Origin of the sequence: Mycobacterium sp. E2733, from assembly GCF_001667585.1 — a bacterium.
Lineage (GTDB): Bacteria > Actinomycetota > Actinomycetes > Mycobacteriales > Mycobacteriaceae > Mycobacterium.
In genome coordinates, this window is sequence record NZ_LZJZ01000110.1 from 1 (window position 1) to 7,694 (window position 7,694).

Annotated in this window: 6 protein-coding genes and 1 pseudogene; 3 read left to right on the forward strand and 4 right to left on the reverse strand. The window is 68.7% G+C overall.

The window, feature by feature from the left end; translation table 11 throughout:
- Positions 1-77: 77 nt before the first annotated feature.
- On the forward strand, positions 78-1,037 hold the full coding sequence (locus tag A5678_RS20935; RefSeq protein WP_068046187.1) for a MinD/ParA family protein: 960 nt from the start codon (positions 78-80) through the stop codon (positions 1,035-1,037).
- Here the strand turns inward: A5678_RS20935 and sigI are convergent.
- Entirely contained in the window at positions 1,034-1,912 is an 879-nt protein-coding gene (sigI, locus tag A5678_RS20940) for an RNA polymerase sigma factor SigI (RefSeq protein WP_068046174.1), read from the reverse strand. The genes A5678_RS20935 and sigI overlap by 4 nt on opposite strands.
- A 113-nt stretch (positions 1,913-2,025) precedes the next feature.
- Between sigI and A5678_RS20945 the strand changes: the two genes are divergently transcribed.
- Both A5678_RS20945 and A5678_RS20950 read left to right on the forward strand, forming a co-directional pair.
- Positions 2,026-2,868 (forward strand): NAD(P)H-binding protein, encoded by an 843-nt coding sequence (locus A5678_RS20945; RefSeq protein ID WP_068046178.1) that lies wholly within the window; start codon positions 2,026-2,028, stop codon positions 2,866-2,868.
- An 86-nt stretch (positions 2,869-2,954) separates the two neighbouring features.
- Positions 2,955-3,323, forward strand: coding sequence for a nitroreductase family deazaflavin-dependent oxidoreductase (locus tag A5678_RS20950; protein WP_255396931.1), 369 nt, complete (start codon positions 2,955-2,957; stop codon positions 3,321-3,323).
- Between the two features lie 26 nt (positions 3,324-3,349).
- On the opposite strand, the gene eccA is transcribed toward A5678_RS20950, so the two are convergent.
- The 3 genes and pseudogenes from eccA to A5678_RS20965 all read right to left on the reverse strand — a co-directional run.
- Positions 3,350-5,188 (reverse strand): type VII secretion AAA-ATPase EccA, encoded by a 1,839-nt coding sequence (eccA, locus tag A5678_RS20955; RefSeq protein ID WP_068046181.1) that lies wholly within the window; start codon positions 5,186-5,188, stop codon positions 3,350-3,352.
- 27 nt (positions 5,189-5,215) lie between these two features.
- A complete protein-coding gene (gene eccE / locus A5678_RS20960; RefSeq protein WP_068046184.1) occupies positions 5,216-6,775 on the reverse strand; it encodes a type VII secretion protein EccE in 1,560 nt (519 codons plus the stop codon).
- Positions 6,772-7,626 (reverse strand): annotated as a pseudogene (locus tag A5678_RS20965) (S8 family serine peptidase); the annotation flags it as partial. The pseudogene A5678_RS20965 and the gene eccE, both read right to left, overlap by 4 nt.
- Positions 7,627-7,694 lie beyond the last annotated feature (68 nt).

The window sequence follows — 7,694 nt, forward strand, 5'->3', positions numbered from 1 at the left end:
ACCCGACCGGTTCGACGCCGGGCGGAAACCCGGCCTTCTCCGGTGCGCGGGTCACCGCGCGCACCGAGCCTCCCGCGATGTCCGCTCCGCAGGAGTCACCCGCCCCCGCCCCAACCGGTCCGGCGCCGCCGGCCGCGGCCGTTGACGGGATACCCGACCGGGGTTGGCGACGCATCCTGCGGCTGAGCACTTTTGGCCTCGTCAGGCTGGGTCCGTCGCCCGCGCAACAGCAGGACGCCCAGTTCGAGGCGGCCATCCGGACCCGCCTGATCGGTAACTACAAGGTCGGCGTTCTGGGCAAGGGCGGCGTGGGAAAAACGTCGGTGGCCGCCAGTGTCGGCTCGTTGTTCGCCGAACTCCGGAGGCAGGACCACGTCGTGGCGATCGACGCCGACACCGCCTTTGGCCGGCTGAGCAGCCGAATCGACCCGGGGTCGTCCGGGTCGTTCTGGGAACTCACCGCCGACAAGAACCTGCAGTCGTTCAGTGACGTGGTGGCCCGGGTGGGCCGCAACGCCGCTGGCCTGCACGTGCTCGGCGGGGAACCGGCGTCCGGCCCGCGCCGGGTGCTCGACCCCGCGATCTACCGCGAGGCCGCGTTGCGCCTCGACCGCCACTTCGCGATCTCGGTCATCGACTGCGGTTCCACTATGGACGCGCCGGTCACCCAGGAGGTGCTGCGCGATCTGGACGCGCTGATCGTGGTCTCCTCGCCGTGGGCGGACGGGGCGAACGCCGCCGCCAGGACCATGGAGTGGCTCACCGACCAAGGCTTCGAAACGCTGCTGCAGAGCAGCGTCGTCGTGCTCAACGATTCGGACGGCCACGCCGACAAACGGACCCGGGCGTTGCTGGCCCGCGAGTTCATCGATCACGGCCGGCCGGTGATCGAAGTGCCGTTCGACCCTCACCTGCGGCCGGGCGGCGTCATCGATGTCAGCCGCGAAATGGCTTCCGCGACGCGGCGAAAATTCCTCGAGGTCACGGCGACGATCGCCAACTATTTCGCCGCGCGGCACGACGAACAGCGGGGCTAGCCCCGCTCGGCTACGTTCCCCATCCGCGCGGCGGGGTCGGCGATCGCCTCGATCTTGGCCACGCGCGAGCCGTGAATCGTCAGCACGATGACGGCGAAGAGCCGGCGCTCGGTAAATGCCAACAGCACCGGTTGCCCGACGGGGCCGCTGACCAGCGTCACGTCCGGCCATAGGTAGCGCAGCAGGTTGGTGGCCACCGCTTCCGGCCCATGGTTGATCTGCTGCGGCGGCGGGGGGTCCGCGAGGATCGTGCCGACGCCCCACACCGTCGGGTCCAGCACGGCGGCCAACGCGGCAACGTCGCCATTGGCGCATGCGGTGATGAACTTTTCGGTGACGAGCTGGTGCTCGGCCGAGGCCACCTCGTTGGTTTTAGGTTGCGCGGCAACGAATTTCGCCCGCGCTCTACGCGCCAGCTGACGGCAGGTACCCACCGGCCGACCCACGGTTTCAGAGATCGATTCGAACGGGACGCCGAACACGTCGTGCAGCACGAAGGCGACCCGTTCCCCGGGGCTGAGCCTGCGCAACACTTCCAACAGGGCGGCGCGGATCTCGTCGTCGAGGGTTACCCGGTCGGCCGGGTCCGAGCGGTGCGGCGCCGGCGGCTCATGGACCTCACCCGGGCGTTCGTAGCGCGCGCGTGCCGAGCGCACCTGGTCCAGGCAGAGCCGGCTCGCCACCACCGTCAGCCAGCCTCGGACGTCCTCGATCTCGCCGATCTCGGTCCGCGATAACCGCAGGAATGCTTCCTGCGCAACGTCTTCCGCGTCACCGACGTCACCGAGCATTTGGTAGGCGAGGTTGACCAGATACGGTCGGTGACGACGCCAGGCTTCGGCGACCTGGTCGCCCGTTGACTGCGACTGGTTCATGACTCTTCGACGATCCGCTGCGGCAAAAAGTTACAGGTTTCCCGCTGTAACTTTCCCACCTTTCGCCCCGTCCTTGGAACACCGCAGAAAATTCGCCAGAAGGGAACCTTCCCATGACCATTGTCGTAACCGGGTCGACCGGCAACGTCGGACGCCCTCTCGTAGCCGCTCTTGCCGCCGCGGGAGCGTCGGTGCGCGCGGTGACCCGCGCACCGGAGAAGGCCGGGTTTCCGCCCGGCGTCGAACCGGTCGGGTCGGTGACCGGGGCGCTGCCCGGCGCGTCGGCGGTGTTCCTCAACTCCCGGGCGCTGGGTGAGGAGCTGGAGACCGTGGTGACCGAGTGCGTGCGCGCCGGGGTCACCAAGCTGGTTGCGCTCTCGGCGATCAACGCCGACGACGACTTCTCCCGGCAGCCTTCCCGCTTCCGCGGGGACCGCAACAAGGAGGCCGAACAGCTCGCCGTCGACTCCGGCTTGAGCTGGGTGAGCTTGCGGCCGACGGTTTTCGCGACGAACTTCGCCGGCATGTGGTCACCGCAGATCCGCGCGGGCGACGTGGTCTTCGGGCCGTATGCCGCAGCTTCGACGGCACCGATCGTCGAGGCAGATATTGCGGAGGTGGCGGCGCGGGCGTTGCTCACCGATGAGCTTGTGGGGCAGCGGGTCCCGCTGACGGGCCCGGAGGCCTTCACCAACTCGGAATTGGTCGAGGCCATCGGCGCCGTGCTGGATCGCCCGCTGCAGTACCGCGAAATACCGAATGCCGCCGTGCGCCAACGGTTCCTCTCGCTGGGCTTCACGGCAGACTTTGCGGATGCCTACATCGCCATGCTCGCCGCGACGCTCGATACACCCGCGCTGGTCACCCACGATGTAGAGAAGATCCTTGGGCGAGCGGCGCTCCCCTTCGGCCAATGGGTCGCCGAGCACCGCGACGTCTTCGCGGCTGCGAAATAGGGAAGGAGCCGCACATGTCCCAACCGCGTCCGCCGCGCTTCCTCAAGCCCATGAACAAGGTGATGATGGCGGTTTAACGGCTCGGGATCCCCACCGGTCCAGCCATGGTGCTGACGGTGCCCGGCCGCAAGTCGGGCCGGCCTCGCAGCACCCCGATGACACCATTCAAATTTCAGGGCGGCCTCTATGTCGTGGCCGGCTATCCCGGCGCCGACTGGGCGGCGAACGCCCGCGCGGCGGGCGCCGGCACGCTCAGCCGGGGACGACGGTCACGGCAGGTCCGGATCGTCGAACTCTCCGCCGGGGAAGCGCGCCCGGTGCTGCGGGCGTTTCCCGCCAAGGTGCCCGTCGGTGTGTCGTTCGCGAAACGTTCGGGAATGGTGCGTAATGGGACGGCCGACGAATTCGAAGCACTGGCGGGGCGGCTCGCCGTCTTCCGCTTCGAGCCGGCGTAAGGGCCGCCTCAGGTTCTGGGCGAGGGCTACCAGACGATGGCCGCCATGTCACGGTTGTCCGAGCACACGCTGCGCACCGCGGCCTCGATGTCGGGGGCGGTGACGATCTGCAGATCCTCGACCGTCACCGCCTGGCCCGCGCGCTTCTGCGCGACCACGCGGGTGTCCCGAAACCCCTCCGCACGTTCGATGACATTGCGGGCGAACCGGCCGTTCTGCATGGCGTCGATGCCATGCCGCCCGCCAGGCGTCGTGTAATTGCGGATGGTCGTGGCCGCATCCAGGAATGCCTCCCGGGCGGCGGCGTCGAGCTTGCTGGCACGCGGCGCCGCGTACCGGTGCCCGATTTCGACGATCTCGGCCGCCGAATACGACTCGAACCGCAGCTTGCGGTTGAACCGGCCCGCCAAACCCGGGTTCACGGTGAGGAATTGGTCCACCTGATCCTCATAACCGGCGCCGATGAAACAGAAGTCGAAACGGTGTGTTTCCAGCGCCACCAGGAGCTGGTTGACGGCCTCCATGCCGATCATGTCGGGTGTGCCGTCCTGGTGCCGCTCGATCAAGGTATAGAACTCGTCCATGAAAATGATTTGGCCAAGCGACTTTTCGATCAGCGCGTTGGTCTTGGGCCCCGACTCCCCGATGTAGTGGCCGCAGAAGTCCGACCGGCGGACCTCCCGGATTTCGGGGTTGCGGACGATGCCCATGCCGGCGTAGATCTTGCCGAGTGCTTCGGCGGTGGTCGTTTTACCGGTGCCGGGCGGGCCCACCAGCAGCATGTGGTTGGTCTGTCCCTCCACCGGCAGCCCGTGCTCGAGGCGCATCATCCGCACTTCGAGCTGATCTTCGAGCGCCGACACGGCCTGCTTGACCGCGGCCAGTCCGACCTGCTTGGCCAGCAGCGCCCGGCCCTCAGCGAGCAACTCGGCGCGCCGCTCCGCGGTCGCGTCATCGTCGAGCTCATCACGGCTCTTGGCCGTCGACGCGTCCCATCGGTCGGTGCGGCTGGCGATCGTTTCCTCGTCGGTCACGACCAGGTGCAGGTTCGGGTCGGCCAGGGCCGCCTTCGCGGCCTCGGTCAGGACGCCGTTGATGGTGGCCTTCGAAAGCCAGACCTGGGCCTTGTCCTCCTCGCGCAGCTGGCGGTGCACCATCCCGCGCACATACGCCAAATCGGCGACCAGCAGCGGGATATCGGCCGGCCCGATCGATGCCGTCAGCACGTCCGCGTCGAAGCGGCCCGACGCGTTGGTCTGCCCGATCACGTCGACGCGGTCGAGCCAGTCCAGCGAGACCCGGCCCTGCCCGAGATGCGCCGCGGCGTGGGCCGCCAGCGCGCAAATCGACGCGGTCACGGCCGACATGATGATCGCCTGCGGGGGCAGCTCCTGGGCAGCGGTCAACAACACGTCCGGCCATCGTTGCGTCGTGTACATCAAGAACGCCCGGGCCAGCTGGTGCCACTGATAGTTGGCCCACGAATCCAGCAGATCGCGATTGGCCAGCAGCCTGTCGGCCTCGGCGTATTCGCCGGCTATGGTCAGCGCCGACGACAACGCCAGCCCCACTTGGGATGCGTCGGTCACCGTGATTCCGATGTAGGGCCCCAGCTGGATCTCCGCGGCGAGGGCCTGCCCGATGCGGGTCGTTTCGCGGTGCAACCATTCGCCGGTGGCATAAAGCTTCTTCAACGAGGCGAGGTCGTTGTCGCCGCAGGCGATGCGGCCCAGCCACGCGTCGGCCATCGACGGGTCGGCGTCGGTGGCCGCGACGAACTCCGGCAGCGCCGCCGCTCGACCCTGCCTGCTCTTGACAGCCATCGCCCGATCGAAATGCCTACGGGCAGTTTGTAAATCACCCATTGCGTATGCCTTCGAATCCTTGACGTTCTACGTGACCGACATGGTGACCGGGTCGAGACTCACGTAGCGGTTCTCGGCGCGGAACATGTCCATCTCGACGAGCCAGTCCTTCTCCGCCGCGCTGACCCGCACCGTCGCCGGGCCAAGCTGCTCGATGATCACCTCGAAGTTGTGCCGGTGTCCCTCGGGCAGCCTCGTGCCCGACGGGGCGACCGTGATCACGGTCGCGGGCCGCGGGGTGGGTGAGATCGGAGCGACGTGCTCCACGACGCTGACGGTGGTGCGCGGCGCGGGTCGCGCCGCACTGACGACGCTGATCTCCGGCATCCGCACGGTGGCCCAGCGCGTCATGTCGCGGGTATGCACGCACACCCGCTCGCCCGCGCCGGCGGTGCGAATCACGATGCGCTTGGCGACCGGATCGTCGGCGGCCACAAAAACCCTTGACAGCTCACCGGCATCCGTGACGGGGATCAGCAGCCGGTCTCCGTTGCTCAGCTTGCCGATCAGCACGCCTGAAGGACCGATCTCGGTGATCAACTGCTCGGGCAGCGGGCTGGGCCGCAGGGCCCGCAGGAAGGGCCGCGGGCCGCACATGTTGGCCGCGGCGGCCGCGGCCTGTTCCCCGTTGAGCCGGCGCAAGATCACACTCGGCGGGGTGGGAGCGGGCGTCGGCGTGCGCACGGAGATCGTCGCGGTGCAGGTCGCATCCGGATACACGGTCACGTTCTGGATGACCTCATCGGCGCGCAGCGTCCAGGCCTGCGACAGCACGCGCGAGGCGATCGCGTCGGCCGGATACGCGTACGTCGTCATCCAGCCCGCCTCACCGCGGATGGCCTTCCATCTCTGCGTCTCCCCCTCGATGGCGTCACACCCCAGCCGCCGATCGAGCTCGGCCAGGTCGGTGGCTGTGGCCACCTTCGCCCGCAGCCCCTGGCAACGCAGCAGGCCCGCGATGCGCTGCGCCACCGAAATGGCCGCGGCGCCAACGGTGGTGCGCCAGCGCAGCGCTTGCGTGTTGTCGATGATGGACAGCCGCATGATCAACCAGGTTTCGCGCCGGCCCGCATACGGCGGGGTGCCGATCTCCGAGTCATACACCCGCGGGTAGTCCCCGATGTTGCCGTGCCGGGAGCCGAGCGAGACGACGCTGATCGAGTCGAGTTCCAGACCAAGCGCCTGGTGCATCATCGGCACCAATTCGACGACGTCGATGACGTTGTCGGTCTCGACGGTCACCGAGCCGGTCACCGTGGTCGCTTGGTGTGCCCTGCCGAGCAGCTGCACCGCCACCACCGCGACACCGTCCTGCACCCGGACCCCACCGCCGGATCGGTTGTTGGCCACGGTGATTGGGGCGTCCCAGCGGATCGGGCGCCGCCCTCGCCGCCAGAGCACCAGCCATGACCACGCCGGCTGACCCCACCAGCGGACGAATACCGCGGCGACGCCGACCCCCACGGCGATCGCCGCACCGAGGTAGCCGCCCACGGCCCAACTCGCCGCCGCGAGCAGGAAGACCACCCACACCCCGAGGACCCGCCGATTGCTGCCCCGGCTGAACCCGGTCAGCGCGGAGGTCACCGCACCCTCCTCAGCCGCGCCGCGATCGCGGCCACGAGCACAGCGGCGGCCACCGCACCGACGAACCCGATGGCGATGTTGCGCGCCCGATGGTCCGGCGGCGGGGGCGGCGGGGCCGGCCTGATGACCCGGGTCTGCGCGCCCGGGGGCATCCGGTCACCCGCCGGGATGTTGAACGTCAGTGCCGCAACGGGATCGACCAACCCGTAGCCGACCTTGTTGTCCACTCCCGCAGGCGGATTGTGCGCCGACTGCACGATCCTGTTGATCACCTGATGCGCGCTGAGGTCGGGGAATTTCGCCCGGACCAGCGCCGCGACGCCGCTGACGTAGGCGGCCGAGAAGCTGGTGCCCCAGAACGGCATGTTCTTCTCGCCGGGCCTCGACGGCGGGTAGGCGTTGACCGGCCCGCCGCCCTGGGGCGAGAGACCCATGATGTGGGTGCCCGGCGCCGCCACACCCACCCAGGGGCCCGACATGCTCTTGTCGAGCGCGGCGCCGGTGGCGTCGACCGCGCCGACCGACAAGACGTAGTCGGAAAACCACGACGGCGACGAGACGACCTTGACCTGATGCCAGTCCCGTGGATCCGATGGTTCCAGCGGGTCGTACATCGGGTTGTTGTTGCAGCCGGCTTCGCCGTCATTTCCGGCCGCGGCCACCACCACCGCGTCCTTGACGGTGGCGGCGTACCACAGTGCGGCGCCCAACGCCCGCTGGTCGGCGGGGGCCACCGCCGGCAGGCAGGCGGTGACCGAAATGTTGATGACCTTCGCGCCCATGTTGGCCGCGTGGACTACCGCGCGCGCGACCGTGTTGAGCGTGCCGGCTTTGACCTTCTCGTCGGAGTGTGCGTCGGGGTGTCGATCGTCCTGCCCGCGGCCGTGTGGGGGGTGCTGACGCCGGGGCGTCCCCTAGC

Excerpts from the sequence above, each read along its gene's own strand:
- eccA (WP_068046181.1), bottom strand. The coding sequence starts at position 5,188 with ATGGGTGATTTACAAACTGCCCGTAGGCATTTCGATCGGGCGATGGCT.
- sigI (WP_068046174.1), bottom strand. The coding sequence starts at position 1,912 with ATGAACCAGTCGCAGTCAACGGGCGACCAGGTCGCCGAAGCCTGGCGT.
- A5678_RS20945 (WP_068046178.1), top strand. The coding sequence starts at position 2,026 with ATGACCATTGTCGTAACCGGGTCGACCGGCAACGTCGGACGCCCTCTC.
- A5678_RS20935 (WP_068046187.1), top strand. The coding sequence starts at position 78 with ATGTCCGCTCCGCAGGAGTCACCCGCCCCCGCCCCAACCGGTCCGGCG.